Raw genomic sequence first — 25,781 nt, 5'->3', positions numbered from 1 at the left:
CAATTGATGTTCGAAACCCTGCCCCAGCCCAAACTTGACGGCATCATAGCCCTGATGCAGGCTTTCGCGGATGATCCCCGCATGGGCAAGATTGATCTGGGCGTCGGCGTTTACCGTGATGAAGCGGGCCGCACCCCTGTCATGCAGGCCGTGAAAAAGGCCGAATCGCACATCGTCGCAACGCAGGAAAGCAAGACATATCTGTCACTGGCCGGTGACGTGGCCTTTCTTGATGCCATGGAAGGGCTGCTGTTGGGCGGGGCCGTGCCGAACGCACGCGTGGCCGCCGTCGGCACACCGGGCGGCACCACGGCGGTGCGCCAGATTGCAGAACTGATACGCCGCGCACATGCCGATGCCACCATCTGGATAAGCGCGCAGACATGGCCGAACCATGCCCCCCTGATTGCCGCAGCGGGCATGAAATCACGCCCGTACCGGTATCAGGACGCCACCACCGGCATGCTGGACCGTGATGGCATGTTCGCGGATATTGCGCAGGCGGCGGCGGGTGATGTGGTTCTGCTGCACGGCTGCTGTCACAATCCGACCGGCATAGACCTAAGCGTGCAGGACTGGGCAGACATGGGCGCAGCGCTGGAGCGCACAGGTGCTGTGCCGTTTGTCGATATGGCCTATCAGGGTTTTGGCGAAGGGCTGAACGCAGATGCGGGCGGGTTGCGGCATCTGGCAGCGCGCTTGCCTGAAGTGCTGGTTGCCGCCAGTTGTTCCAAGAATTTCGGCCTGTATCGTGAACGCGTGGGGCTGGCGATGGCGATCGTGCCGGAACCGGACAAGGCAAAGCTGGCAGGCGCGCTGGCTGGTCTGAACCGTCAGAATTTCGCCTTTCCGCCCGACCATGGCGGGCGCGTTGTCAGCACCATTCTGAACGACGTAACACTGAAACATGTCTGGCAGACCGAGTTGGAAGAGATGCGCACGCGCGTATCCGGCAACCGCCACGCCCTTGCCGCAGCGCTGCGCGATGAAACCGGGTCTGACCGCTTTGACGTTATTGAACAGCAACAGGGCATGTTTTCACTGCTGCCCGTGACACCCGAACAGGTGGAGTGTCTGCGCGCGGATCATGGCATCTATATGCTGTGGGACGGGCGCACCAATATGGCAGGGCTGAACAGCCAGACAGTGCCGGTTCTGGCACAAGCTATCGCGCAGATCACAGCGTGATCACAGTTCAATACCCAACCGGCTGATCATACGGTCGCGTTCCGCCAAAGCGGCCTTGGCCGCTTTGGGGTCGATGGCGGCGCAACTGTTGATCAGGCATTCTGCGGCCAACACGAAAGTTGACAGCGAATTCGACAAAAAGCTGGTTTCATGCGGGACCAGCAACGCCGCCTTGGACGCCATGATCAAGGGCGAATCCGCGCGGTCGGTGATGGCGACAACCGAAACGGGCTTGTCGACTGCCGCGCGCGCCACTTCCACGACCTGCCGCGAATAGGGGGCGCAACTGGAAATGACCAGCACGTCCTGCGGGCCCATGGATGCAATGCCTTCGGCCACGCCCAACGCGTTTGAATCCAGCAAATGCACATCCGACCGGATCATCCGCAGCCCGTAGACCAGAAAACTGGCAAAGGCATGAAACTGCCGGATTCCATACACCATGACACGCGGTGCGCCCGCGATCAGTTCGGTGGCATGGCGAAACTGGCTTTGATCGCACATATCCAGAAACCGGTCGATATTGGCCTGACTTTCACGGCACAGCGCGGCCACTCCGTTCGGGCCGGACCCATCCCCGCCACGCAACGCTGTTTCCGCCTGTCGGCTGTAAAACGACCCCGGCGCCGACATTGATGCATTCAGCAACACCTGCTGAAACGCCCCGAAACCCGAATACCCCAGATTGCGCGCAAGCCGCGTCAGCGTGGACGGATTTACACCCAGCCTGTCGGCCAGTGACGTGATCGACAACAGCGCCGGATCACCTTGCAAATCCAGAATACGCGCCAGCGCTTCGCGCGCCTTGGGGCCAAGCGTTATGTTGCCTTCGCCCTTGGCGATACGCAGCATCAGTTCACGCAATCCGGTAACCGTTTGCGGGGCCTTATCTGTCACGCTCTGGTCTGGCATGGACTGGCTGTGTAGATCGTTGGTCATAGACTTCCCATCGTAGCCCCCCCTTTTCGACCCGAATGATGGCTGTGGCAAGGGTGTTTTCGTGATCAGGGTCATCAGGGTGACAGCGGTGAATCGGCAGCCCCTGCCCGCCCTTGTCGCGCAATATGGCCAATGCATCGCGGATGCCGCCCTCAATCAGATCCGTGGCGCGCTTCTGTCTGTCCGCAGATGATTGCGTAACACTCTGGCCGTGCGGCAGGTCCAGATGAAGCGCGTGATTGGCATGTGCAGACGGGGTGTCGATCTGGCGGTGCACCGCAGCGCCGCCACCAAATTCTATGCTATGGATCACCCCGTCACCAACCTGCGCCAAGGTAAAGTGAAACCCGCCGCACTGGTTTTCGCGCGACAGCACATCAAGTGCATCCCCAACGTTGCCGCAGGCCAGCACCGCACGCCCCACAACCATACGCGGAATTTGCGGGGATACATCGCGCAAGCGCAGATTATTGACCGCCTGCACCAGCCCTGCGCCCGTCATCGCGAACGTATGGCCGGGAATGGACCCCGGATAGCATAGGGCGGTAAATTCCGGCGCATCCAGCGGTGCGGCATCAATCATGAACGCATGCCCGCGAAATTCCGGCAGGCCATCTTCATTATGGGCAATCACTGGCACGTCACAGGGAAACTGAACCGTGGTGCAGCCATCGGGCACATTGGACATCAGATCGCCGCGACAATTCCACGCCATCACCTGCCTGAACGGCAGGCCCAACCCGTCGGCAAGCCCCTGTAATTCCTGATATATCCATGGAAAAACGGCTTTGGTGCGTGTCGCCATGCGCGCGACCGCGGCATCATGGGCAGGGTCGGTGACCGCCGCCCAGTAATCCAGCGGGCACAGCACATCATGCACGGCCGCGCGGCCGGCACGCCCCAGCGCAAGGCCCATGTCATGCGGGGAACCCGCAATACGCACCGCGCGCAATTCGGACGATGCATCGTCAGACATGCTGTAGGAAATCCTTCATCCGGTCATTGGGGGGCGTGTCGATCACCTCTTTCGGGTGGCCATCCACGGCGATCTTGCCGTGCTCCATGAAAATCAGGCGCGTGCCGACCTGTTTGGCAAAGCCCATTTCATGCGTGACAACCACCATGGTCATGCCTTCGGCAGCAAGGGTGCGCATGACATTCAGCACCTCTTGCTTCAGTTCAGGGTCCAGTGCCGATGTCGGTTCATCAAACAACATGACCTTTGGCTTGATCGCCAAGGCGCGCGCAATGGCCACGCGCTGTTGTTGCCCACCGGACAGTTCTGATGGTTCGTGATCTGCCTTCTCGGCCAGTCCCACCTTGGCCAGCAATTCGCGGGCCAGTTCGCGGGCTGCATTGCGGCTAAGGCCACGCACTTCCTGCGGGCCGAAAGCCACGTTCTGCAAGGCGGTCATTTGCGGGAACAGGTTGAACTGCTGAAAGACCATGCCGGCTTCTTGCCGGATTTCACGCAAGACCTTGTTGCCACCCAGAACACTCATACCGTTGATAATCAGATCACCGCCGGTGATCTGTTCCAACCCGTTGATGCAGCGCAGCAGCGTAGATTTGCCAGAACCCGACGGGCCGATCAGCACAACCACTTCGCCCTTGTGGATGTCCAGATCAACCTCATCCAGAACCTTCAGCGGGCCGAAATGCTTGGATACATTGCGAAATTGAATGATTGCGTCGGTCATAGGATCCTCATGCGCTTTTCGATCATCCGCAGCATCAGCGACAGCACGCCGGTCATGATCAGATACATCACGGCAACAGCGGTCCAGATTTCAACAGCACGGAAATTCGCGGCCATGATTTCCTGACCTGTGCGTGTCAACTCGCCCACGCCGATGACGATGAATAATGATGTATCCTTAAGGCTTACGATGAACTGGTTGCCCAAAGGCGGGATCAGGCGGCGGAATGCCAGCGGCCCGACGATATAGCGAATAACCTTCCAGCGCGGCAGGCCAATGGCCAGCCCTGCTTCGGTCAACCCTTTGGAAATGGACAGCACCGCCCCGCGCACGATTTCAGCGATATAAGCCCCCGCATTGATGACAATCGCCAGAACCGCAGTGGTCATCGGGTCAATCCGGATCGAGGCCAGAACCGGCAGCGCGAAATACAAAAACATCACCTGCACAACAATGGGCGTCCCACGGATGACTTCGATATAGACAAATGCAATTGCATTGATCACGGCATTGCCATAGGCGCGCATCAGCCCCGCAATGGCACCAAGGACGACACCGCCCAGCAGGCCGACAACGGTAATATGCACCGTGACCTGCGCGCCCTTCATAAGTTGCGGGATAAAATCCCATATAATCAGCCAGTTGACTTCCATAATCCGCCCCCAATTGGTTGGCCCGTCAGGTGTGGCGGGGCCTGCGCAAATCACGCCCCGCCAACATCATGATGCGTGTGAAATCAGTTGGCCGGTGGCGTGGTGCCAAACCATTTCATGTAGATCTCATCATAGCGGCCATCTTCGCGCATATTGGCCAGCGCCTGATTGACCGGCTCCACCAGATCGGACCCTTTGGGAAAGCCGATTCCATATTGATGGGCCATCATCTGTTCGCCCACGGCCTTGACCTGCCCATCACCGGCAGTTGCGATGTAATACAGCACATTGGGGGTGTCATGCATGGCAGCGTCCACGCGGCCGGTGCGCAACTCCAGATAGGCATTGTCAATATTGGGGAACAGGCGCAATTCCGTGTCGGTGAAATTTTCGCGTGCGTAGTCAGCCGCAGATGTGCCTGTGCGCACGGCCAGCGTTTTGCCTGCCAGATCAGCCGAGCTTTCGATGTCACTATCTGCTGGCACCATGATCAGGAAACCGCTGTCATAATACCCGTCCGAGAAGTCGATAACTTCTGCGCGGTCATCCCGAATGGTGATACCAGCCAGCGCGACATCAACCTGTCCGGTCTGAAGGCCGGGGATAATGCCATTGAAATCCATCGGGCGCAGGTCGAATTCCAGTTCCAGCTCTTGCGCGATCATGGTCCACATGTCGATGTCAAAACCGACATACTCGCCGTCTTGCATAAACTCGAACGGAACAAAGGCAGTGTCGGTGGCAACGACAAGCTTATCAGCCGATGCCGCGCTGGCACCGAAGGCGAAAACCGCAGCAGCGGCCATTTTAAAGATGTTGTTCATGTCATTTCCCTGGAGGTTTATCTGATTCTGCAACTTTATCATGCTTTTAACTTTCATGATGCAAATATATTTGCATAGACTCTCTTTTCCATCAAGCTTTTTTGCAACGCAGATTGGCATGGCGCCCTGCGCACTGCGCCAGAACAGCCCCAACCCTATGTTTTGAAATTATTAACTCTGGCGCCCATTTCATAAGCAAAACAGCAAAACCCCCATTGCGTGGCCGAACACACCCACGCAGAATCAACCAGCTTGACCCAGATCAAACAGGTTCGGGCAAATATGTGGAAAGGTGGCATGACGGGGTTTTGATACCCGACCCTATGGGCTGTCGTCGTGTCCCGATCTGCGCGACCGCACAGCCAAGCTCACACAACCCACCCACCCTGAAAACAAGAACTGTGACAATGCCCAAATTCAGCTACCCGATACCCCGCACAGCCGAGATAACGCCGAAAGCCGCCTTTCTGAACAGGCGTGCAGTCGTAGCTGGCTTAACGGCAGGGCTGGCAACCGGGCTGGCCGGTTGGCCAACAATCGGGCGCGCGCAGCCCTTGCCAGGGTTCACATCCGGCCCCTATTCCACCGATGAAGACCTGACCACCAAGGAAGTCGCGACAGGGTATTGCAATTTCTTCGAGTTTGGCCCCGCCAAGGACGACCCCGCGCAGAACGCCCATATGTTGCAGACAGACCCTTGGTCCATCATGATTGACGGGCTGGTCGACCGCCCCGGCCCCATCGACATGGACGACATCTTGCGCCGCTTCGCACTGGAGGAACGCATCTACCGGCTACGCTGCGTCGAAGCGTGGTCGATGGTCATCCCGTGGATCGGCTTTCCGCTGGCGGAATTATTGGCCTATGCCGGGGTCGGGTCCGGCGCAAGATATGTGCAGTTCGAATCGTTTGATGACGTTTCCGTCATGCCACAGCGCGCGCGGTCCCTGCTGGACTGGCCCTATACCGAAGCGCTGCGGCTGGACGAGGCAACCCACCCGCTGACATTGCTGGCCGTCGGCATGTATGGTGATGTGATGCCGAACCAGAATGGTGCACCAATCCGGCTGGTGGTGCCGTGGAAATACGGGTTCAAATCCATCAAGTCGATCAAACGCATTTCACTGACAGCCAGTCAGCCAGCACCTACATGGCATGTGAAATCCCCGCGCGAATACGGGTTCTATGCCAATGTGAATCCAGGCGTGCGCCACCCCCGCTGGCATCAGGCCACGGAACGGCGGCTGCATGACGGCACCCGCATCAGAACCGAAATGTTCAACGGATATGGCGATCTGGTCGCTGATATGTATGCAGGCATGGATCTGGAACAGCACTATTGAAACCCGCCGCCCCAATGACAGCACTGATAGGCTGGTCAGCATGGCTGGGCTGCGCGGCACCGGGCGCGTGGCTGTATTGGCAATGGCGGGGCGGAAATCTGGGCGTTGTGCCCGCCGAGGTGCTTTTGCACCAGACAGGCCGCTTTGCACTGTTGATGTTGATGGCGACCCTTGCACTGGGGTTCGCGCATTTCCTGACGAACTGGCGCGCGCTGTTCGCCGCGCGCCGTCCGCTGGGCGTGTGGACATTTCTATATGCACTGGCGCATGCCAGCATATGGCTGTTTCTGGATCAGGGCGGATTTATCGAATTTGCCGCAGATGAATTGCGCAAGATGGTGCATTTGCAACTTGGGCTGGCGGCCCTGATCCTTATGCTGCCGCTGGCGCTGACGTCGGTGGATGCCGCACCGCGCTTGCTTGGTTTTCCAGTGTGGAAGAAACTTCATCTGCTGGTCTGGCCTGCGGCCTTCATCGCCATCATGCATGCATGGGTGGTGTCACGCTTTGAAAACCCGCTTGTGATTGCATTGACGGCACTTGCCCTGTTCTTCATGGCCAGTCGCATATACGCGCGCATCCGGCACGGACGCTAAAGCGCGCTTGTTTTGCAACGCCGGGCAAACCGCGCTATGGACATAGGCACCGGACGCCCCAACCCCAAGGCCACCCCATGGACCCACGCCTGCGCCTGCGCCATTTGCGGTGCTTTCTGGAAACCGCGCGGCTGGAAAGCCTGAGTGCGGCAGCCAGCGCGTTGCGCGTATCGCAACCCGCAGCCTCAAAAACCATCCGTGAACTGGAAGACATTCTTGGCGTGGCGCTGTTTGACCGCACGGGCCGCAGACTGGCGCTGACACCGTCCGGCAAACTGTTCCAGCAACATGCAGGCGGGGCCATGCTGGCGCTGGAACGTGCCCAAAGCCTTGCACGGGGCGCGCCCGAACGTATCACAAAGCTGGTCGTCGGCATTCTGCCCACTGTGGCAACTGATGTATTTCCACGCGCGGCACTGGCCTTTTATAATGACATGCCCAACTGCACCTTGCGCGTATCCACGGGGCCGAACTGGTTGCTGCTGTCACAACTGCGCGAAGGGTCGCTGGACCTGACCGTCGGCCGTATGCCCAACCCCGAACAAATGACAGGTCTGGCGTTTCAGCAACTGTATTCGGAACAGGTGGTGATGGTGGTGCGCCCTGACCATCCGCTGACCCGAACAGGGGCCGTGGCCGAATATCTGGGGAAATTCCCGCTTTTGTTGCCGCCAAGCGGTGCTGTCATCGCGCCTGCGGTGCAGTCCTATCTGCTTAGCATCGGCTTGCAGCACCAACCCGCCGCTTTTGAAAGTGTCTCGCTTGCCTTCGGGCGCAAGGTGGTGCAGCTGTCCGATGCGGTCTGGTTCATCTCGGCCGGTGTTGTGGATGATGAAATCAAACAGGGCAGCTTGTGCGCGCTGGAACTGGGCACCAGCCTGATGGCCGGGCCAGTGGGTATATGCACCCGCGCCGACACGCCCCCCACCCCGGAAAGCAGCGCCATGATCCGCGCCTTGCACGATATGTTTGATGTGCAGGACACAGGGTCCGGTTAGCGCGTATCGCGCAAGGGTGGGAAATGGAACCGCAAGGCTGGTTCATTTTGGCCTGAAGGGGACATTCGCGCGGGGACTAAGCCCGCGCTATCGGTGGGCCGGGGTCTGCCGATCCGACATGAGTGAAGTTCACTTTATGCAGGCTGCATATTCCCAAGATCATAGGCTTGGCATGACATCAGCCAAATCGGCAGGCCGCGGGACGGCCCACCGATGGCGCGGCGGCCTGCGGCCTTTGCTCCGCGCCTTGGGACATTCGCAAGGTCTGCAACAGGGCAGCACCACGCCAGCGCATGTTTCAACCTGACCCGACCAGACTCTAGCGCGGGCCGCCTGACAGTTCCGCCATGATCCGCGCTTGCGCCACCAGATGCGAAACCTGCCCCGGCAGCAAAGCGCTGCGTTCCAGGGACAAGGCGCGAATCCGTGACGGGGCAGCATCATCGGCCCCAACCCGCACCCAAAAGCCCAGTTCGGCCAGTGCGATGGTCACTTGCATGAAGGCAGGCGCCATATCACGCGGGGCGGCACTGGTCGTTTCACGCAACGCAGTCCAGTCTTGCAAGGCGGCCGCCAAACTGCCCGAATGCGTATCATCTGCGATTCCGCCAATCCATGCCGCAAACGCATCTGCCTGCACACCACCATTATAGGACAGCCCGCGCGTGGCAATGGTCGCTGCGTGAATACCGTTCGTTCCTTCATAGATGGCGCAGATGCGCGCATCGCGGTAAGTCTGTTCAACGCGGTATTCATGCAGATAGCCATACCCGCCCAGAACCTGCACTGCCAGTTCGGCGGCCTGCGTTCCCGCATCCGACCCGCAGACCTTGGCAACAGGTGTCAGAAAATCCGCCAGTGCCTGATTGCCGGTTTCCAGCGCGACAAGTGCGGAATGCGTCAGGGCGCGCGCTGACACGGCGTGCGCATCGGCGCGGTCGATCATGCGGCGCACATCGGCGTGCTGGTCCAATGTGGCGGGCAGCCCGTCGGGCTGGCGCCCCTGCACGCGCTGCGACGCATAGGCGGATGCAACGGCATGCGCCCGCGCGGCATGGGCCACACCCTGCAAGGCCACGTCAAGGCGCGCATGGTTCATCAGTGTGAACATTGCCGCCAGCCCCTGCCCAGCGGCACCAATCAATTCGCCCTGCGCGCCGTCAAACGCCATCTGGCATGTGGGCGAGGCATGCAGACCCATCTTATCTTCAATCCGCGTGACTGTGACTGCATTGCGCGCGCCACCGTCCAGCACGGCGGGACAGCCAAACAGGCTAAGGCCCTTCGTTCCGTCAGGTCCGGTGCGCGCCAGCACCAGATGCAGGATATTGTCACTCAGGTTCTGGTCCCCGCCAGAGATGAAGATCTTCTCGCCACTGATCTGCCACCCCTGCGGGGTATCTTCGGCCTTGGTGCGGATGGCCGACAAATCCGACCCTGCGCCCGGTTCCGTCAGGCACATGGTTGCCAGCCAGTCACCCGACACCAATGGCGGAATGAACCGCGCCTGCTGATCGGCACTGCCAAAATCCATAAGCAGGCGGATGGCACCGGGCACAAGCCCTGTCACCATCTGCAAGGAATGGCACGCCCCTGAAAAGATTTCCGATATCGCGGCGTGAACCGCGCCCCCCATCCCCTGCCCGCCAAAGGCTTCGGGCGCGGTCAGCCCCTGCCAACCATCGCCCGCCAGTTCCCGGAACACCGCATCAAACCCGTCGGGCATGAACACGCGCCCGTTTTGCAACCTGCATCCTTGCCGGTCACCCTGTTCATCCAGGGGCGCAATGCGTCCTTGGGCGAATGCGGCGAAATGCTGGACAATCTCGGCGGTCAGGTCACGGTCCCAATGTGGAATGCTGGCGGCACCGGCAAAATCCAGCGACCACAAAATGTCATCGACGGGGGCTGCAAACGGCGTCATTGCCTGTGTCCTTACTTGGGGGCCAGACGAACGGCGCTGTCCAGACGGATCACCTCGCCGTTCAGGATCGGGTTTTCGACGATCTGCTGCACCAGCATCGCAAATTCGTCAGGCTGCCCAAGGCGCGACGGGAACGGCAGGCTTGATTCCAGTGATGCGCGGATTTCCGGGGTCAGCCCCGCACTCATCCCGGTTTCAAACAAACCCGGCGCAACAGCCATAACCCGAATGCCCACCCGCGCCAGTTCGCGTGCGGCAGGCAATGTCAGGGACGCCACGCCGCCCTTGGACGCGGCATAGGCCGCCTGCCCGATCTGCCCGTCCTGCCACGCCACCGATGTGGTGTTGACGATCACGCCGCGCGCCCCGTCGCTGTCCACTGGGTCCATGTCTGCCATACCCTTGGCCGCGTGCGACAACACGATATAGGTGCCCAGCAGATTGACACGCAGCGTGCGTTCAAACAGCTCAATCGGCAGGTCACCGTCGCGCGGCAGTATGCGCGATGCGGTGCCAATGCCTGCGCAATTCACCACAATTCGCGGGGCCGCGCCGAACGCGGCACCCGTTGCAGCAAACGCTGCGGCAACACTGGCAGTGTCGGATACATCCGCCGCAACCGCCAGACCGTCAATTTCTGTGGCCACAGTTTGGGCCGCATCCATGCTGCGATCCAGAACGGCAACCTTCGCGCCCGCAGCGGCCAGCCTGCGCGCCGTTGCCGCCCCCAAACCGCTGCCGCCACCCGTGACCAATGCAATAGTGTTCAAGATTTCCAAATCGCAACCTCATCAAGTCAGGCATGCCAGAACATGCGGGGTTTGCACATGGTGCCTACGCCAAGGCAAAGCACGAAACCTGGTTAACTGTTATCAAGTGTAACTATCAGTGCGATCTGCTGCTTGCAATAGCAATCAACCCTTCGGGATATGTTGCAAATGAAAAAGGCCCCCCGACATCTTGCCGGGGGGCCTGAATGCGCGAAACAGTCGTCAGATCAGTTCGGAATTTCCGAAGTGATCCCTTCGACATAGAAATCCATCGTCAGCAAATCGCCATCAGATGCAATCTCGCCATCAGCCAGCCAGGGCGTGCCGTCCTGTTTGTTGATGGGGCCAGTAAAGGGGTGGTATTCGCCTGCGGCAATGGCTTCGATCATGCCTTCAGCTTCGGCGCGAACATCTTCGGGGATCAGATCACTCATCGGGGCAAAGCCGACCATGCCATCAACGATACCATGCCACACATCGCCAGCTTCCCATGTGCCATCAATGACGGCCTGAACCCGTTCGGCGTAATAAGGTGCCCAGACATCCAGAATGCCGGTCAGGTGTGCTTCCGGGGCGAATGCCGACATATCCGACGCCTGACCAAACGCATAGATGCCAGCATCTTGCGCAACAGTCAGCGGTGCGGTGGAATCAGTGTGCTGCATGATGATGTCTGCACCCTGTTCGATAAGCGCTTCGGCGGCCGCTGCTTCTTGTGCGGGATCATACCAGCTATAGGCCCATACGACATTGAATTCGACATCGGGGTTCACTGCCTTGGCGTGCAGATAGGCGGAATTGATACCCATGATGACTTCAGGGATCGGGAAAGATGCGATGTAGCCAATCTTGTTGGTTTCGGTCATCTTGCCCGCGATGTGGCCAATCACGGCGCGCCCTTCATAGAAACGCGCATTATACAGGCTGACATTGTCGGTTTCCTGTATGTAGCCGGTGGCATGTTCAAATGCGACATCCGGGAACCGCGCAGCAACAGTGTTCATGTCCGGGCCGTAGCCAAATGACGTTGCGAAAATCAGGTCTGTGCCCGACAGCGCCATCTGTGTCATGACACGTTCGGCATCGGCACCATATTCAACATTCTCGACATAGGTTGTTTCAATCGCGTCGCCGAATTCTTCTTCAAGGGCAAGGCGCGCAACATCATGGGTGTAGGTCCATCCGTGGTCACCCACGGGGCCAATATAAACGAAGCCCACCTTTGTTGTGTCGGCCAGCGATGGTGACGCAAGTGCCGCACCCAGCACAGCCGCAGATATCAGTTTTTTCATTTTGGGATCTCCCTGTTGGCAGCGAAGTTATTACCTCAGCTAGAGGCATGGAAAGGACGGTTCAGCGATCCGGGTGCATTAAGCGACCCGCGCGCCTTGCCGGAGGAAATAAGAACCAGCACAAAGATGGTTATCAGGTAGGGCGACATTGACAAGTACTCCACAGGGATTCGCACGCCGGCAGCCTGCAAATTCAACTGCAACACGACCACACCGCCAAACAGATATGCACCCGCCATCGCCCGCCACGGACGCCAGCTTGCAAACACAACCAGCGCCAGCGCAATCCAGCCCGCGCCCACGGTCATGCCTTCGGTCCATTGCGGCACGCGGATCAGCGACAGATATGCGCCCCCCAGCCCCGCACAGGCCCCGCCGAACATAATGGCCAGCACCCGCACGCGTTTGACATGATAGCCCAGCCCATGCGCCGCATCATGGTTTTCGCCCACGGCGCGCAAGATCATGCCTGCGCGGCTGTATTTCAGGAACCACCAGACCGCGGCAACCAGTGCAATCGTCAGATAAACCACAATGTCATGCGAAAAGACCGCGCGCCCCAGAAACGGAATATCCGACAACACGCCAAGATCCAGCTTCGGGGTGCGTGGCGGGGTGATGCCCACATATTTCTGACCAAGCAGTGCCGACAAGCCCAGCCCGAACAATGTCAGCGCAAGGCCGGAGGCCACCTGATTGGTCATCAATGCCTGTGTCAGCAGCGCAAACAGCAAGGACAACGCCATCCCGCCCAGCGCAGCGCCGATAAAACCCAACAACGGGCTGCCCGAATTCACCGCGATGATGAAGCCGACACAAGCGCCCATGATCATCATCCCCTCGACCCCAAGGTTCAGCACGCCCGACTTTTCCACCACCAACTCGCCGATCGCGGCCAGCAGAATGGGCGTTGCCGCCACCATAAGGGCCGCCAACAGCACCGCCGGATTGATTGACCCCAAAATCATGTCCGCACCCCCCGTGTCAGCCGCAGCCGATAGTTTGTCTGGAAATCAAGCGCCAGCAGGAAGAACAAAAGCATCCCCTGAAAGACCTGAATCGCCGCGCCGGGCAATTGCAGCATCATCTGCCCCAGTTCCCCACCGATATAGGTCAGCCCCAGCAACAGCCCCGCCAGCACAATACCAATCGGGTTCAACCGCCCCAGAAAGGCCACGATAATCGCCGTGAACCCGTAGCCTGCGGCAAATTCGATGCGCACCTGACCACCGGGACCGGACACTTCGAACATTCCGGCAAGCCCCGCCAGCGCCCCCGAAATGCCCAGACAGACAATCACCAGACGCGCAGGCGCCACACCGGCGAACCGTGCCGCCCTTGGGGCCTGACCGGCAAGCTTGACATGAAAGCCCAACATATGCCGCGTCATCATGACATAGGCAAAAATGACAGCAATCAAGGCGGCAACAACGCCCCAATGAATGCCGGTATTGGCAAACAATTCGGCGTTATGTGCGGCCTCATACCGGCGCAGATCGCGCGAGCCGGGAAAGCCCGCAATGTCGGGGTTGCGCATAAGCCCCAGCGCCATCGCCGCCAGAATCCGCTCGGCCACATAGACCAGCAGCAGGGATACAAGGATTTCATTCGTATTGAATCGGGTTTTCAAAATGGCCGGAATCATCGCCCACAAAAACCCGCCAAAAGCGCCGGCCATCACCATCAGCGGAAAGACATACCACCCCGGCGCCGGAAAGAAGGCCAGCGCAACACCGGCCCCGAACAGCGCCCCCATGATATACTGCCCTTCAGCGCCGATATTCCAGATATTGGCCTTGAACCCGATGGCAAGGCCCACAGCAATCAAGATCAGGGGTGCCGATTTGATCAGCAGTTGCGGGCGGGAATAACTGCCGAAGGTTTCCGAAAAGATGGGATCAAAGAAAATCAACCGGATGGCAACCACAGGGTCTTTGCCCAGCATGGCGAACATGACCGCGCCAGCAAGCATTGTCAGCGCAACCGCCAGAAACGGGTTGGCGATGCGCCAGACCTTCGACGGCTCCTTGCGTTTTTCCAGCCGGATCATGCGCTTGCCTCATGTGCGACATGCATATCGCCCGCGCCCCCCATCATCAGACCGATATCTTCCACACTCAGCCCTTTGGCAGGCCGGATATCTGTCAGCCGCCCTTCGTTCAGCGCGGCAAAGCTGTCGGAAATTTCCAGCAATTCATCCAGATCCTGACTGATGACCAGCACGCCCGCCCCCTTGCCTGCCAGATCCAGAAGCGCCTGCCGGATGGTCGCGGCGGCCGCCGCATCCACGCCCCAGGTTGGTTGGTTCACGATGATCACATCTGGGTCCAGTTCAATCTCGCGGCCGATAACGAATTTCTGCAAATTCCCGCCAGACAGTGCACGGGCCAGAACATGCGGCCCCGGCGTGCGCACATCAAACCGCGCAATAATATCGCGCGCGAAGTTTTCGGTTTTGGGCCAGTTGATGAAGCCTTGCGTTGCAAGCCCCCTGCGGCCGGATGCCGACAGAAGCGCGTTTTCTGTCAGGCTCATGTCAGGGGCTGCGGCATGGCCAAGGCGTTCTTCAGGCGCGGCCACAAGACCTTGCGCGCGTCGCCCGTTTGGCCCCAGATGCCCCACAGGCTTGCCCTTCAGCTTGACCTGCGCCGACGGGGCCAGCAATTCACCCGACAACATGACCAGCAATTCATCCTGACCGTTGCCCGCCACACCCGCAATGCCCAGAACCTCGCCCTTGCGCAGGGTCAGGCTGACATCCTTTAACGAGGTGCCAAACGGGTTGTTGGATGCCAGCGACAGGTTATCCACTTCAAGCACGATATCGCCCTTGGGCTTGGCGGGGCGTTCGGGCGGTGTCAGTATCTGGCCGACCATCAATTCCGCCAGATCGCGGGCAGAATTTTCACGCGGGTCGCAAGTGGCAACCTTGCGCCCGCCACGCAAAATGGTGGCTTCATCACACAACGCACGGATTTCTTCCAGTTTATGCGAGATATACAGAATGGCCGTCCCTTCTGCCGAGAGTTTGCGCAGCGTCAAAAACAGAATATCCACTTCCTGCGGGGTCAGAACCGATGTCGGTTCATCCATGATAAGCAGCTTGGGATCTTGCAGCAGGCAGCGCACAATTTCCACACGCTGGCGTTCGCCTGCCGACAGCTCGCCCACCCATCGCGCGGGGTCCAGCGGCAGGCCATATTCTTCGGACACATCGCGGATACGCCGCGCCAGATCGCGCAGGGGGGGCGGATTTTCCATGCCCAGCGCAACATTTTCGGCCACGTCCAGCGCATCGAACAGGCTGAAATGCTGGAACACCATTGCCACACCATTGCGGCGCGCGTCTGATGGTTGTGTGGGCGCAAAGGGTTTCCCGCGCAACGTCATCTGGCCCTTGTCGGGTTTGACAAGGCCATAGATCATCTTGACCAGTGTGGATTTTCCCGCCCCGTTTTCGCCCAGAAGCGCGTGCATCTGCCCTTGGCCAATTTCGAACGACACATCGTCATTGGCTATAACGCCCGGATAAGCCTTGGTTAGCCCGTCAAGCCGCAGCAAAGGCGCGCGCATCGGCATGTCTCCTTCCCGTGTTGTCGGTGCGCTTGTTCCAGCGTTTTCCCGTGTTCAAAGCAAAGCTGCAAGCACGTGTCGTGGCAAGCAGAAATTATGCCCCAGCTGTCGAAACTGCTTCAATGCTACATATATAATCAACGCAACAATGCGCCGGATCACACCCCAAGATAGGTATGTTGCAAATCCGCAGTTAACCCGTCCGGTGCCCCGTGCCAGACCACGCGCCCACGGTCAAGAATAACGCAGGCATCGGCAAAAGGCAGTATCTCGGACAATGTCTTGTCAGCCAAAAGGATGGACAACCCCTCGGTGCGCAGCCGCGTGATGGCGGACCAGATTTCGCGGCGTATGACAGGGGCCAGCCCTTCGGTCGCTTCGTCCAGAATCAACAATCGCGGGTTGGTCATCAAGGCGCGTCCGATGGCCAGCATCTGCTGCTCGCCCCCCGACAGGCTGACGGCGTATTGATCCGCGCGTTCCTGAAGGCGGGGAAATAACTGCTGCACGCGGTCCAGATCCCAGTAGCCGCTGCGCGCCGCCGCAATCAGGTTTTCATGCACCGTCAGGTTGGGAAAGCACCGCCGCCCTTCGGGCACCAACCCCATGCCAAGACGCGCCGCGCGAAATGACGGCCAGGTGCTGATGTCCTGCCCCGCGAATACCACACGCCCCTTGCGCAAGGGCAACATACGCAGGGCGGTGGAAATCGTGGTCGTCTTGCCCATGCCATTGCGCCCCATCAGCGCCACGGCCTGCCCTTCATTCACCTGCAACGACACCCCGTCCAGCGCCTGTGATGCGCCGTAAAAGACATGCAGATCATCCAGTTGCAAAAGGGCGGTCATTGCGTGCTCTCCTCGCCCAGATAGGCGGCACGCACAAGCGGGTTGGCGCGAATTTCGGCAACCGTTCCGCTTGCGATGACACGACCATAGACCAGCACCGAAATGCGGTCTGCCAGCCGGAACACGGCATCCATGTCATGTTCGACCAGCAGGATGGGCGCTTGCTGTTTCAACCCTTGCAGGAATGTGATCAGCCGCGCCGTGCCTTCGACCCCAAGCCCCGCCATAGGTTCATCCAGCAAGAAACATTTCGGGTTCATTGCCAGTGCAACCGCTATTTCCAGCAGGCGCCGCTCGCCATGGCTAAGGAATGCGGCGTCGACCGACGCGCGCGCGGCCAGCCCCACGCGGGCCAGTATGTCCCGCCCGACGCGCTGCAAGGTGCGGTCAAACACCACAGGGCGCAGAAAACGGTAACTGTGCCCTTCGCCTGCCTGCAACGCCAGCATCACATTGCGCAGCGCCGAATATTCGGGGATCAGCGACGACACCTGAAAACTGCGCGCCAGCCCCAGCCGTGCACGCTGGGCCACCGACATGCCGGTAATGTCCTGCCCGGCCAGCCAGACACTGCCTGCATCCGGCGTGGTCCTGCCCGAGATCAACCCCATCAAGGTGGATTTTCCCGCACCATTGGGACCGATCAGCGCATGAACCTCGCCGTGCCGCAATGTCAGGGACACATCATCTGTGGCTTTCAGCGCGCCGAAACTCCGGCACATGCCACGCAATTCCAGCACCACATCATCCATGCCGCGCCCGTCCCGCAATCAGCCCGATCAGCCCGCCGCGCGCGAACAGCACCACCGCCAGCAGCACAAGGCCCAGCCACAGCTTCCAGTGTTCGGTAAGGCCGCCGAAAAACACCTCGAAGCCCACCAGAATTGCAGCACCGGCAACAGGGCCGAACAACCGGCCCACCCCGCCCAATATGATGATGACAATCAATTCACCTGACATCGTCCATGCCATCATCGCCGGACTGACAAAACGCGTCAGGTCCGCCATCATCGCACCCGCAAGCCCCGTCAGCATGCCCGACAGCACAAAAGCCGTCAGCTTAATGCCGAACGGGGAAATGCCGACCGCAGCCGCGCGGTCGGGGTTTTGCCGGATGGCCATAAGGGCGGCCCCGAACCGCGCGCCGCGCAGCAGTGCAAAAAGCAGCAATGCCACCATCAGCACACCATATGCGATCAGGAATAAATCCCAAGGGCGGTTGGTGTTCATGCCGGGAAACTGGTTGCGCATAAAAATGGGCAAGCCATCCTCGCCGCCATAAGCGGGCCATGACAGCGCAAAAAAGAACCCCATCTGCGCGAAAGCCAGCGTGATCATGATGAAGAAAATGCCCGATGTGCGCAGCGACAGCGCGCCCACCACGCCCGCCACCGCCCCCGATACCAGCATGGCAATCGCCCAGATCGGCAGCATCTGGTTCGTGCCAGCCAGCCCCAGAACGGGCGTGCCGTTGAACGCATGATGCGCGGCAATCCCCGCCACATAGCCGCCAATCCCCAGATAAAGCGCATGCCCGAATGACACCATGCCCCCCAGCCCCAGCGCGATATTCAGCCCCACTGCCGCAATCGCCAGAATGGCCACCCGCGTGGCAAGGGTAATGATAAACGGCTCATTCGCCATCCATGCCCAAAGGGGCACGGCAAACAGCGCCAGCGCCAATATGGCATTCAGCCCCCATTCCTTGCGTGCGTTATCCATTGGCGGGAAACAGTCCTTTGGGCCGGAAAATCAGGATCAGCGCCATCAGCAGGTAAATCAGCATCGACGCCAGCGCCGCACCCACCCCCATGGCCTGCGATGTATCCAGAAACAGCGCGAATAGGCGCGGCAACAGGAACCGCCCCATCGTGTCGATGACCCCCACCAGCAACGCGCCCACCATGGCCCCCTTGATGGACCCTATGCCCCCAATGACAATGACGACGAAGGCCAGAATCAGCACGGGTTCCCCCATGCCCACCTGCACCGACTGGATCGCGCCGACCAATGCGCCCGCAAGCCCCGCCAGCGCCGCCCCAAGGGCAAACACCACCGTATAAAGCGCACGGATATTCACCCCAAGCGCTGCGATCATCTCGCGGTCGGATTCACCTGCGCGAATACGAATCCCCAGACGGGTTTTCGCAATCAGCGCCCACAGGCCCACGGCCACCGCCAACCCGAAGCCAATCAGCGCCAGACGGTATAGCGAGTAATCGACAACGCCCAAACTTACCGTGCCGCGCAGGGCATCAGGCACGTTCAGGTATAGCGGGAACGGCCCGAAAACCATGCGCACCCCTTCCGACAGAATCAGGATAAGCGCGAATGTTGCCAGAACCTGATCCAGATGGTCACGGTCATAAAGCCTGCGGATAACCACCACTTCGATCAACGCCCCCGCCGCAGCGGCGGCAGCAATTCCCGCCATAAGCCCAAGCCAGAAATTGCCCGTAGCCCCCGCCACGGCGGCACATAGAAACGCCCCAATCATATACAGCGACCCATGCGCCAGATTGATAAGCCCCATGACCCCGAACACCAGCGTCAGGCCCGCTGACATCAGAAACAGCATCAGCCCGAATTGCACACCGTTGAGCAGTTGCTCGAGCATCAGCGCGAGTGTCATTTAAAACCTTTGGAAAATTGGCAAAAGACCCCGTGCCTGCGCCGGGGTCTGGTTGCGCATGTTACATATTGCAGTTCTCGCCATGCACATCGGCATGCGCTTCAAATGCGGTCCCGATGATGCGGTTGGTGATTTCGCCATCCACCTCGACAACTTCGCGGATATAGACACGCTGGATCGGGTGCTGGTTCGGCCCCCAAGCGAATTCACCGCGCACGGATGCGAAATCGGCCTCCAGCAGTGCCTGCCGGAATGCATCGCGGTCACTGACATCTGCCTTCGCGGCGGCAGACAGGATCAGATTGGCCGTGTCAAACCCCTGACTGGCATACAGCGACGGGATGCGCCCGAATTCCGCGCGGAACGCCGCGACAAATTCCTGATTGGCGTCATTGTCCAGATCGGGCGACCATTGGCTTGCATTGAACACGCCCAGCGCGGCAGCGCCCACGGCAGGCAGCATGTCCTGACTGAATGTAAACGCCGCCGAAACAATCGGCAGATCAAGGCCGGATTGTTCATACTGGCGCATGAAACTGATCCCCATGCCACCGGGCAGGAAAATGAAAATCGAATCCGCGCCAGATGCACGGATCTGCGCCAGTTCGGCGGCATAATCGGTCTGGCCAACTTGGGTGAACAACTCGCCCGCCAATTCGCCCTCATAATAGCGTTTGAACCCGCTCAGCGCATCTGTGCCAGCGGGGTAATTGGGCGCCATGATGAATGTGTTTTCATAGCCCAGTTCATTGGCATATGCCCCGGCCCCTTCATGCAGCATGTCATTTTGCCATGCGACATTGAAATAATTCGGGTGACAATTCGCCCCCGCCAGCGCGGATGGGCCAGCATTGGGCGAAAGATACAATATGTCCTGCGCCACCGCCGAGGGCACAACGGCCATGGCAAGGTTCGACCAGATGATGCCGGTCAGGATGTCCACGCGTTCCGCCTGGATCATACGCTCGGCAATCTGCACCGCCAGTTCAGGCCGCTGCGCATCATCTTCGACAACCAGCCGGATATTGTGTTCACCGGCCATGTCCAGCGCCAGCTGGAACCCGTCGCGCACATCGACGCCCAAACCCGCGCCGCCGCCGGACAAAGTTGTGATCATGCCTACGCTGACAGTGTCTGCCTTTGCCATGGATACAGCGCCCACTGCCAGCGTTGCGGCAAAGGCCGCATGTTTAAATGCCTTCATTTTGTCCCCGTCTCCCTGATTATCTGATCTTTGGTCACAGTCTTGCGCAAGGCTGGGGGAAAAGTAAAGTTCCGCCGCCCCTTTGGTAGAATTTCGCCCACGCGGTGTTGAATCGGTGATCGCGACGGCTGACACCCCAAGGCGCGGAATCAAGGGCGAAGCCCGCCGCGCCATCGGCGGGCCGTCCCGCGGCCTGCCGATTACTCTGGTGGCACGCCAAGCTGTTCAAGTAAGGAGTATGCAGCCTGCATAAACTGCATCCCTCAAACGCCGGATCGGCAGACCCCGACCCACCGATGGCGCGGGCTTTGTCCATGGGCTAAACTTCAGCAAAAGACCGCCCCCCCAAAAACGGGCCATTTCAACCAGCACAGGTTCAGCTACCCCTCGGGCAGTTGCAGCAGGGCGCGGGTCAACATACTGCCCGCGTCGGCTAACCCGTCAATGACATTGAAATGATGTAATCCTTCATCCACCACCAGCCGCACCGGCACGCCACAACGCGACCATGCCTCGCGCAGCAAGGCGGACTGGCGCAGGAATTCCGGCCGTTCATGCCCCCCAACCCATGCCGTCACCGCAATCCCGCCCACCGGACGCAGAAGCGCGGGGCTTTCGCGTTGCGCAATCTGCTCTGTCAGGCCCAATGTTGCATTCATCGCCGTCATTTGCAGCGGGCGCAGGTCATGCAGGCCGGAAATCGACAGCACATGACAAATGCGGGCCTGCACATCGGGCGACACGGGCGCATCTTCGCAAACCATACGCGTCACCAGATGCCCGCCCGCCGAATGGCCGGCCAGAACAATGGGGCCGGCCACATGCTGCGCCACTTCGGTGATGGCGCGGCCAATCTGGACTGTCATCTGGTCAATTCCGGCATCGGGGGCCAGACTGTATTGCGGCATCGCAACGGCCCACCCCTGCGCCAGTGCCCCTTGGGCCAGATGCGACCAATGGGATTTGTCAAACGCCATCCAGTAGCCGCCATGCACAAAAACCATCACCCCCTTGGGCGGGGCGCTGGCGGGCACAAACAGGTCAAACACCTCTCGCGGGGACGCACCATAGGGCATATCCAGACGGGCACCCTGCACGGTATCGCGAAACAGCTGCGCGCAAGTCGCCCATGCTGCGGGATAGCTGTCCGCCTGATAAATGTAAGGCCGGTTGGCAAATGCATCAGTCCAGTCAATACCGGTGCGGTCTTGCATGTCTTCCCCTTGTTTCGTGTGGCCGCATCCATGATGCGCCGCGCATGGGCCGCAGGCTATAGGCATCGACGCAAGCGGCGCAAGCTTTGCAAAAGCATCTGCACCAATAATGTGTAAGATCGCAGAACATACGCATGCGGCCCAGCCAACGGCACACAAGGCCACTCAGCCGGACGACCAACCGGGGCGCGGCGCTGCCATTTTCCTTGTCTGCACCTGCGGGTCGTGCAAGATATTGCACATGATAAATACCCCTGCAACATCCCGCCCCATGCTTGGCGTGTTCTGGATGCTGGTGACTGGCGTTTGCTTTGTCGCGGTCACTGCGCTGGTCAAGTATCTGGGCGATGACATGCCTGCGGCACAATCAGCGTTTTTGCGCTATGCGCTGGGGCTGGTGTTTTTGCTGCCCATGCTGCCATCGCTGCGCGCACTGACCATGACGCGCCAGAACATGACCATGTTCACCCTGCGCGGGTTCCTGCATGCGTTGGGGGTTATCTTGTGGTTCTATGCCATGACCCGCATTCCCTTGGCCGAGGTCACGGCAATGAACTACCTGTCGCCCATCTATGTCACATTGGGGGCTGCGCTGTTTCTGGGCGAAAAGCTGGCCATGCGCCGTATTCTGGCCGTGCTGGTGGCCTTTATTGGCGCGCTGATCATCCTGCGCCCCGGCCTGCGCGAAGTGTCCAGCGGGCATATTGCCATGATCGCAACAGCCATATTATTTGCGGCGTCCTACCTTATGGCAAAGCGCATGTCAGGTCAGGTGAATGCCGCAGTGGTGGTGGGAATGTTGTCCATAACAGTCACTGTTTTTCTGGCACCATTCGCGTGGGTCGTATGGGTGCCGCCCACATGGACACAAATATTCTGGCTGTTCTGGGTCGCGGCCTTTGCAACGGGGGGGCATTTTGCCATGACGCTGGCCTTTGCTGCCGCGCCCATTACCGTGACACAGCCCGTCACGTTCCTGCAACTTGTCTGGGCGGTATTGCTGGGCGCAATCGCCTTTGGCGAAGCCGTTGACCTGTTTGTCATTCTTGGCGGCGGGGTGATCATGGGGTCGGTGCTGTTCATCACCGTGCGCGAAGCACGCCTGCGCCAGCAAGCCCGGCGCGCGGCTGCCGCGCCCGCCCAACCGGGCGCGGAATAGCGCATATCTCGTAAAAGTGGAAACCGGTTTTCCGCAACCTGTGGCTGCGGAACAATCAATCAGCCCCAAAGGCTTACAATTCGGCCATCACCTCGTCCGAGATTTCAAAATTCGCCGTGACGTTCTGGACATCGTCATCATCTTCCAGCGCATCAATCAGCTTCATCAGCGTCCGCGCCCCATCCAGATCCAGTTCTGTGGTGGTTTGCGGCTTCCAGACCAGTTTGGTGCTTTCAGACTCGCCCAAGGCATCTTCCAGCGCGGATGACACGGCCGCAAGGTCAGTATCGGCACACCAGATGACATGCCCGTCCTCGTTGCTTTCCACGTCTTCGGCACCGGCATCGATTGCGGCCAGCAATACGGTATCGGCATCGCCCACACTGACCGGATAGAAAATCTGGCCCTTGCGGTCGAACATGAAGGCCACCGATCCGGTTTCACCCAGATTGCCGCCATTCTTGGAAAATGTGGACCGCACATTCGACGCGGTGCGATTGCGGTTGTCGGTCATCGCCTCGACAAGGATTGCAACGCCGTTCGGGCCATAACCCTCATAGCGGATTTCATCGTAGTTTTCCGCATCGCCGCCTTGCGATTTCTTGATCGCGCGCTCGATATTGTCTTTGGGCATGGAAACGGCCTTGGCCTCTTTCACGGCCAGACGCAGGCGCGGGTTCTTGTCAGGGTCCGGGTCGCCCATTTTGGCGGCCACGGTAATTTCCTTGGACAGTTTGGAAAAAAGCTTCGCACGCACCGCATCCTGACGGCCCTTGCGATGCTGGATATTGGCCCATTTGGAATGGCCTGCCATCTGTGAACTCCGGTATTATGCTGGTTGTCGGGGTTTCATAGTCCAGGGCGCGGGGGCTAGGCAAGCCCTGCACTGGGCAATGCAGAACCGGCCTACGCAATAAAAACGCCCGCAGATGCGGGCGCTTTCACAAGATTGGCGTCAGATCACGCAGCGCGCGACACCAGAACATCGCTGACCTGCTTTTGCGCAATCGCTTCATCCCCACCGGCCACGGCAGCGACTTCGCGGGTCAGACGTTCCAGCGCGGCTTCATACAACTGCCGCTCGGAATAGGATTGTTCGCGCTGGTCGTCATTGCGGTGCAGGTCGCGCACCACTTCTGCAATGGCCAGCAGATCGCCGGAATTGATCTTCTGTTCATATTCCTGCGCGCGGCGTGACCACATGGCACGTTTCACGCGGGCCTTGCCCTTCAGCGTTGCAAGTGCCTTGTCCACAATTTCCGGCGACGAAAGCGAGCGCATGCCCACAGTCGCGGCCTTGTTGGTTGGCACGCGCAACGTCATTTTTTCCTTCTCGAAGGAAATGACGAAAAGTTCCAGTTTCAGACCGGCAATTTCCTGTTCCTCAATCGAAACGATCTGGCCAACCCCATGGGCGGGATAGACCACATATTCATTCGGGCGAAACTCGGACTTTTTGGCTTTGGACATTCAGTTTTCCCCTACAGGCCCCGGAATCGCGCAAAAAAAGAACACGTCAGGAAAATTCACCTGAAGCATCTGGAACTTGCGGACAAAAAAACGGCAGGTAACGGCCCTGCCGGTTCGGGACAGTTTCATATTCTTCTGATTCTATATCACAAAAATGCCACGAATCAAAGTGACATGATCGCGAACCCGTAAATGGCCGGTAAACACGCGGTGCCAAGAAGGGCTGTATCAGCCACCCTCGCCGGGCTTCTCGGAGAAATATTTGTCGCGCTTGTCGGGTTCACCATCCCGATCCGCCGCATCAGGCAGCGGGTCTTTCTTCGTGATGATCACCGGCCACATTTCCGAATACTTGCGGTTGAACTCGACCCAGTCTTCCATGTCGGGTTCGGTGTCGGGCCGAATGGCATCTGCGGGGCATTCCGGTTCACAAACACCGCAATCGATACATTCATCCGGATGAATAACGAGCATATTCTCGCCCTCATAGAAGCAATCGACAGGGCAAACTTCCACGCAATCGGTGTATTTGCACGCAATGCAGTTGTCGATCACCACATATGTCATCAGATCCGGTCCTTCTGTCTGAATTCCATACTTGTCAGGTCGGGCCTGCAAGCTGTCGAAGGGGACATAATCCAGCACATGCGATCAATCAAGCCGATCTGGTGCAGATGCGGCAAATCGGCGACGGTCGCGCTTGTCAGGCCGCCCGCCAGCCACGGGCACGGGGCGCGACAAATCCCTGGGCGGGGGTGGGGGCGACATATCTTCATAAAGCGCCTGCGCTTCAGGTGCGGGGCCGCGACGCACACCGCAGGCCAACACCCGCACCACGACAACACGCGTCCCCAAGGCAAATGTCAGCACATCACCGGCGCCCACCTGCGCCGCTGGTTTCGACACCGGCAGGGCATTCACCCGCACCCCCGGCCCCGACACCAGTTTGGCGGCAAGCGACCGCGTTTTGACAAACCGCGCGTGCCAAAGCCATTTGTCCAGACGGATTGTGTTATCCTGCATTACAATAGCACTCATGGTCTGTAAGCGTGCCAGATATTGACGGCCTGACCGCCCAGAAAGTTAATTTGACCCGCTAACTGGTGATCATCTGTTAAAACGAGTACGCCCTCTGGAACCAGCTTTTCGATTATCGCAGCGTCAGTCAATCCAAGTTTTTCAAGCCACTGACCCTGAGAAACTACACGCGCTTCACAGAATTGCTCATCGACTTGCATACAATACTGTGCGAAATGTGATGTAACACCCCGAACTTCCTCGCGTGCGCCCGCACCGACTAGGTTGGATGTCTCTGTGAGGACATGCGGGGTCGAGACATGTCGTGGGAATTGCTTTGCATATACCAGAAGACGATCTAATTGATCTTCTGTGTATCGTTTTATACGCCTATTCTTGCCGACTTGGCTACGGTCCAAGGTTCCCAACAGAAGCAA

The 25,781-nt window shown here is 59.2% G+C and carries 27 protein-coding genes; 5 read left to right on the top strand and 22 right to left on the bottom strand.

Annotation, left to right across the window (positions count from 1 at the left end):
- Positions 1-6: 6 nt before the first annotated feature.
- Positions 7-1,188 carry an amino acid aminotransferase gene (locus P8S53_RS03975; protein WP_277805870.1) on the top strand — a complete coding sequence of 394 codons (1,182 nt, stop codon included), beginning with the start codon at positions 7-9 and terminating at the stop codon, positions 1,186-1,188.
- Here the strand turns inward: P8S53_RS03975 and P8S53_RS03970 are convergent, their stop codons facing one another.
- From P8S53_RS03970 to glnH, 5 genes are all read right to left on the bottom strand, one after another.
- Positions 1,189-2,127: a MurR/RpiR family transcriptional regulator gene (locus P8S53_RS03970; protein ID WP_277805869.1), complete on the bottom strand. Its 939-nt coding sequence runs from the start codon at positions 2,125-2,127 to the stop codon at positions 1,189-1,191.
- Positions 2,075-3,103: a C45 family peptidase gene (locus tag P8S53_RS03965; RefSeq protein WP_277805868.1), complete on the bottom strand. Its 1,029-nt coding sequence runs from the start codon at positions 3,101-3,103 to the stop codon at positions 2,075-2,077. The genes P8S53_RS03970 and P8S53_RS03965 overlap by 53 nt, the downstream gene beginning before the upstream one ends.
- On the bottom strand, positions 3,096-3,827 hold the full coding sequence (glnQ, locus tag P8S53_RS03960) for a glutamine ABC transporter ATP-binding protein GlnQ (RefSeq protein WP_277805867.1): 732 nt from the start codon (positions 3,825-3,827) through the stop codon (positions 3,096-3,098). The genes P8S53_RS03965 and glnQ overlap by 8 nt, the downstream gene beginning before the upstream one ends.
- Positions 3,824-4,480, bottom strand: a complete 657-nt coding sequence (gene glnP / locus P8S53_RS03955) for a glutamine ABC transporter permease GlnP (protein ID WP_277805866.1) — start codon at positions 4,478-4,480, stop codon at positions 3,824-3,826. The genes glnQ and glnP overlap by 4 nt, the downstream gene beginning before the upstream one ends.
- An 83-nt stretch (positions 4,481-4,563) precedes the next feature.
- On the bottom strand, positions 4,564-5,304 hold the full coding sequence (gene glnH / locus P8S53_RS03950; protein WP_277805865.1) for a glutamine ABC transporter substrate-binding protein GlnH: 741 nt from the start codon (positions 5,302-5,304) through the stop codon (positions 4,564-4,566).
- Positions 5,305-5,711: 407 nt separating this feature from the next.
- Between glnH and msrP the strand changes: the two genes are divergently transcribed.
- The 3 genes from msrP to pcaQ all read left to right on the top strand — a co-directional run bounded on the left by msrP (position 5,712) and on the right by pcaQ (position 8,241).
- The gene (msrP, locus tag P8S53_RS03945; protein ID WP_277805864.1) at positions 5,712-6,647 is read left to right on the top strand and encodes a protein-methionine-sulfoxide reductase catalytic subunit MsrP; all 936 of its coding nucleotides are present in this window, start codon (positions 5,712-5,714) and stop codon (positions 6,645-6,647) included.
- Between the two features lie 14 nt (positions 6,648-6,661).
- On the top strand, positions 6,662-7,243 hold the full coding sequence (locus P8S53_RS03940) for a sulfite oxidase heme-binding subunit YedZ (protein WP_277805863.1): 582 nt from the start codon (positions 6,662-6,664) through the stop codon (positions 7,241-7,243).
- Positions 7,244-7,320: 77 nt separating this feature from the next.
- Positions 7,321-8,241 carry a pca operon transcription factor PcaQ gene (gene pcaQ / locus P8S53_RS03935; RefSeq protein ID WP_277805862.1) on the top strand — a complete coding sequence of 307 codons (921 nt, stop codon included), beginning with the start codon at positions 7,321-7,323 and terminating at the stop codon, positions 8,239-8,241.
- Positions 8,242-8,560: 319 nt separating this feature from the next.
- Here pcaQ and P8S53_RS03930 read toward each other — a convergent pair whose 3' ends face one another.
- The 12 genes from P8S53_RS03930 to P8S53_RS03875 all read right to left on the bottom strand — a co-directional run bounded on the left by P8S53_RS03930 (position 8,561) and on the right by P8S53_RS03875 (position 21,698).
- Entirely contained in the window at positions 8,561-10,165 is a 1,605-nt protein-coding gene (locus P8S53_RS03930) for an acyl-CoA dehydrogenase family protein (protein WP_277805861.1), read from the bottom strand.
- A gap of 11 nt (positions 10,166-10,176) precedes the next feature.
- Positions 10,177-10,944 carry an SDR family NAD(P)-dependent oxidoreductase gene (locus P8S53_RS03925; RefSeq protein ID WP_277805860.1) on the bottom strand — a complete coding sequence of 256 codons (768 nt, stop codon included), beginning with the start codon at positions 10,942-10,944 and terminating at the stop codon, positions 10,177-10,179.
- A gap of 218 nt (positions 10,945-11,162) precedes the next feature.
- Positions 11,163-12,227 carry a BMP family ABC transporter substrate-binding protein gene (locus tag P8S53_RS03920; protein WP_277805859.1) on the bottom strand — a complete coding sequence of 355 codons (1,065 nt, stop codon included), beginning with the start codon at positions 12,225-12,227 and terminating at the stop codon, positions 11,163-11,165.
- A gap of 35 nt (positions 12,228-12,262) precedes the next feature.
- On the bottom strand, positions 12,263-13,195 hold the full coding sequence (locus P8S53_RS03915) for an ABC transporter permease (RefSeq protein ID WP_277805858.1): 933 nt from the start codon (positions 13,193-13,195) through the stop codon (positions 12,263-12,265).
- Positions 13,192-14,277 carry an ABC transporter permease gene (locus tag P8S53_RS03910; protein WP_277805857.1) on the bottom strand — a complete coding sequence of 362 codons (1,086 nt, stop codon included), beginning with the start codon at positions 14,275-14,277 and terminating at the stop codon, positions 13,192-13,194. Before P8S53_RS03910 ends, P8S53_RS03915 begins: the two co-directional genes overlap by 4 nt.
- A complete protein-coding gene (locus P8S53_RS03905) occupies positions 14,274-15,800 on the bottom strand; it encodes an ABC transporter ATP-binding protein (RefSeq protein WP_277805856.1) in 1,527 nt (508 codons plus the stop codon). Before P8S53_RS03905 ends, P8S53_RS03910 begins: the two co-directional genes overlap by 4 nt.
- A gap of 158 nt (positions 15,801-15,958) precedes the next feature.
- Positions 15,959-16,648, bottom strand: coding sequence for an ABC transporter ATP-binding protein (locus tag P8S53_RS03900; RefSeq protein WP_277805855.1), 690 nt, complete (start codon positions 16,646-16,648; stop codon positions 15,959-15,961).
- On the bottom strand, positions 16,645-17,400 hold the full coding sequence (locus tag P8S53_RS03895; protein ID WP_277805854.1) for an ABC transporter ATP-binding protein: 756 nt from the start codon (positions 17,398-17,400) through the stop codon (positions 16,645-16,647). The genes P8S53_RS03900 and P8S53_RS03895 overlap by 4 nt, the downstream gene beginning before the upstream one ends.
- Positions 17,393-18,370, bottom strand: coding sequence for a branched-chain amino acid ABC transporter permease (locus P8S53_RS03890; protein ID WP_277805853.1), 978 nt, complete (start codon positions 18,368-18,370; stop codon positions 17,393-17,395). The genes P8S53_RS03895 and P8S53_RS03890 overlap by 8 nt, the downstream gene beginning before the upstream one ends.
- Positions 18,363-19,280 carry a branched-chain amino acid ABC transporter permease gene (locus tag P8S53_RS03885; protein WP_277805852.1) on the bottom strand — a complete coding sequence of 306 codons (918 nt, stop codon included), beginning with the start codon at positions 19,278-19,280 and terminating at the stop codon, positions 18,363-18,365. Before P8S53_RS03885 ends, P8S53_RS03890 begins: the two co-directional genes overlap by 8 nt.
- Positions 19,281-19,341: 61 nt before the next feature.
- Positions 19,342-20,484 (bottom strand): ABC transporter substrate-binding protein, encoded by a 1,143-nt coding sequence (locus tag P8S53_RS03880; RefSeq protein WP_277805851.1) that lies wholly within the window; start codon positions 20,482-20,484, stop codon positions 19,342-19,344.
- Between the two features lie 380 nt (positions 20,485-20,864).
- The gene (locus P8S53_RS03875; RefSeq protein ID WP_277805850.1) at positions 20,865-21,698 is read right to left on the bottom strand and encodes an alpha/beta hydrolase; all 834 of its coding nucleotides are present in this window, start codon (positions 21,696-21,698) and stop codon (positions 20,865-20,867) included.
- A 241-nt stretch (positions 21,699-21,939) separates the two neighbouring features.
- Between P8S53_RS03875 and P8S53_RS03870 the strand changes: the two genes are divergently transcribed.
- Positions 21,940-22,857, top strand: coding sequence for a DMT family transporter (locus tag P8S53_RS03870; RefSeq protein ID WP_277805849.1), 918 nt, complete (start codon positions 21,940-21,942; stop codon positions 22,855-22,857).
- Between the two features lie 73 nt (positions 22,858-22,930).
- On the opposite strand, the gene P8S53_RS03865 is transcribed toward P8S53_RS03870, so the two are convergent.
- The 5 genes from P8S53_RS03865 to P8S53_RS03845 all read right to left on the bottom strand — a co-directional run bounded on the left by P8S53_RS03865 (position 22,931) and on the right by P8S53_RS03845 (position 25,565).
- A complete protein-coding gene (locus P8S53_RS03865) occupies positions 22,931-23,671 on the bottom strand; it encodes a YebC/PmpR family DNA-binding transcriptional regulator (protein WP_277805848.1) in 741 nt (246 codons plus the stop codon).
- Between the two features lie 146 nt (positions 23,672-23,817).
- Positions 23,818-24,327, bottom strand: coding sequence for a CarD family transcriptional regulator (locus P8S53_RS03860; protein ID WP_277805847.1), 510 nt, complete (start codon positions 24,325-24,327; stop codon positions 23,818-23,820).
- 228 nt (positions 24,328-24,555) lie between these two features.
- Positions 24,556-24,894 (bottom strand): ferredoxin FdxA, encoded by a 339-nt coding sequence (gene fdxA / locus P8S53_RS03855; RefSeq protein ID WP_277805846.1) that lies wholly within the window; start codon positions 24,892-24,894, stop codon positions 24,556-24,558.
- 84 nt (positions 24,895-24,978) lie between these two features.
- Positions 24,979-25,350 carry an RNA-binding S4 domain-containing protein gene (locus P8S53_RS03850; protein ID WP_277805845.1) on the bottom strand — a complete coding sequence of 124 codons (372 nt, stop codon included), beginning with the start codon at positions 25,348-25,350 and terminating at the stop codon, positions 24,979-24,981.
- A gap of 11 nt (positions 25,351-25,361) precedes the next feature.
- Entirely contained in the window at positions 25,362-25,565 is a 204-nt protein-coding gene (locus P8S53_RS03845; protein ID WP_277805844.1) for a hypothetical protein, read from the bottom strand.
- Positions 25,566-25,781: the final 216 nt, after the last annotated feature.

The sequence above is a fragment of the Roseinatronobacter sp. S2 genome, from assembly GCF_029581395.1.
GTDB lineage: Bacteria > Pseudomonadota > Alphaproteobacteria > Rhodobacterales > Rhodobacteraceae > Roseinatronobacter.
This window is presented reverse-complemented; position numbering and strand designations above follow the sequence as displayed.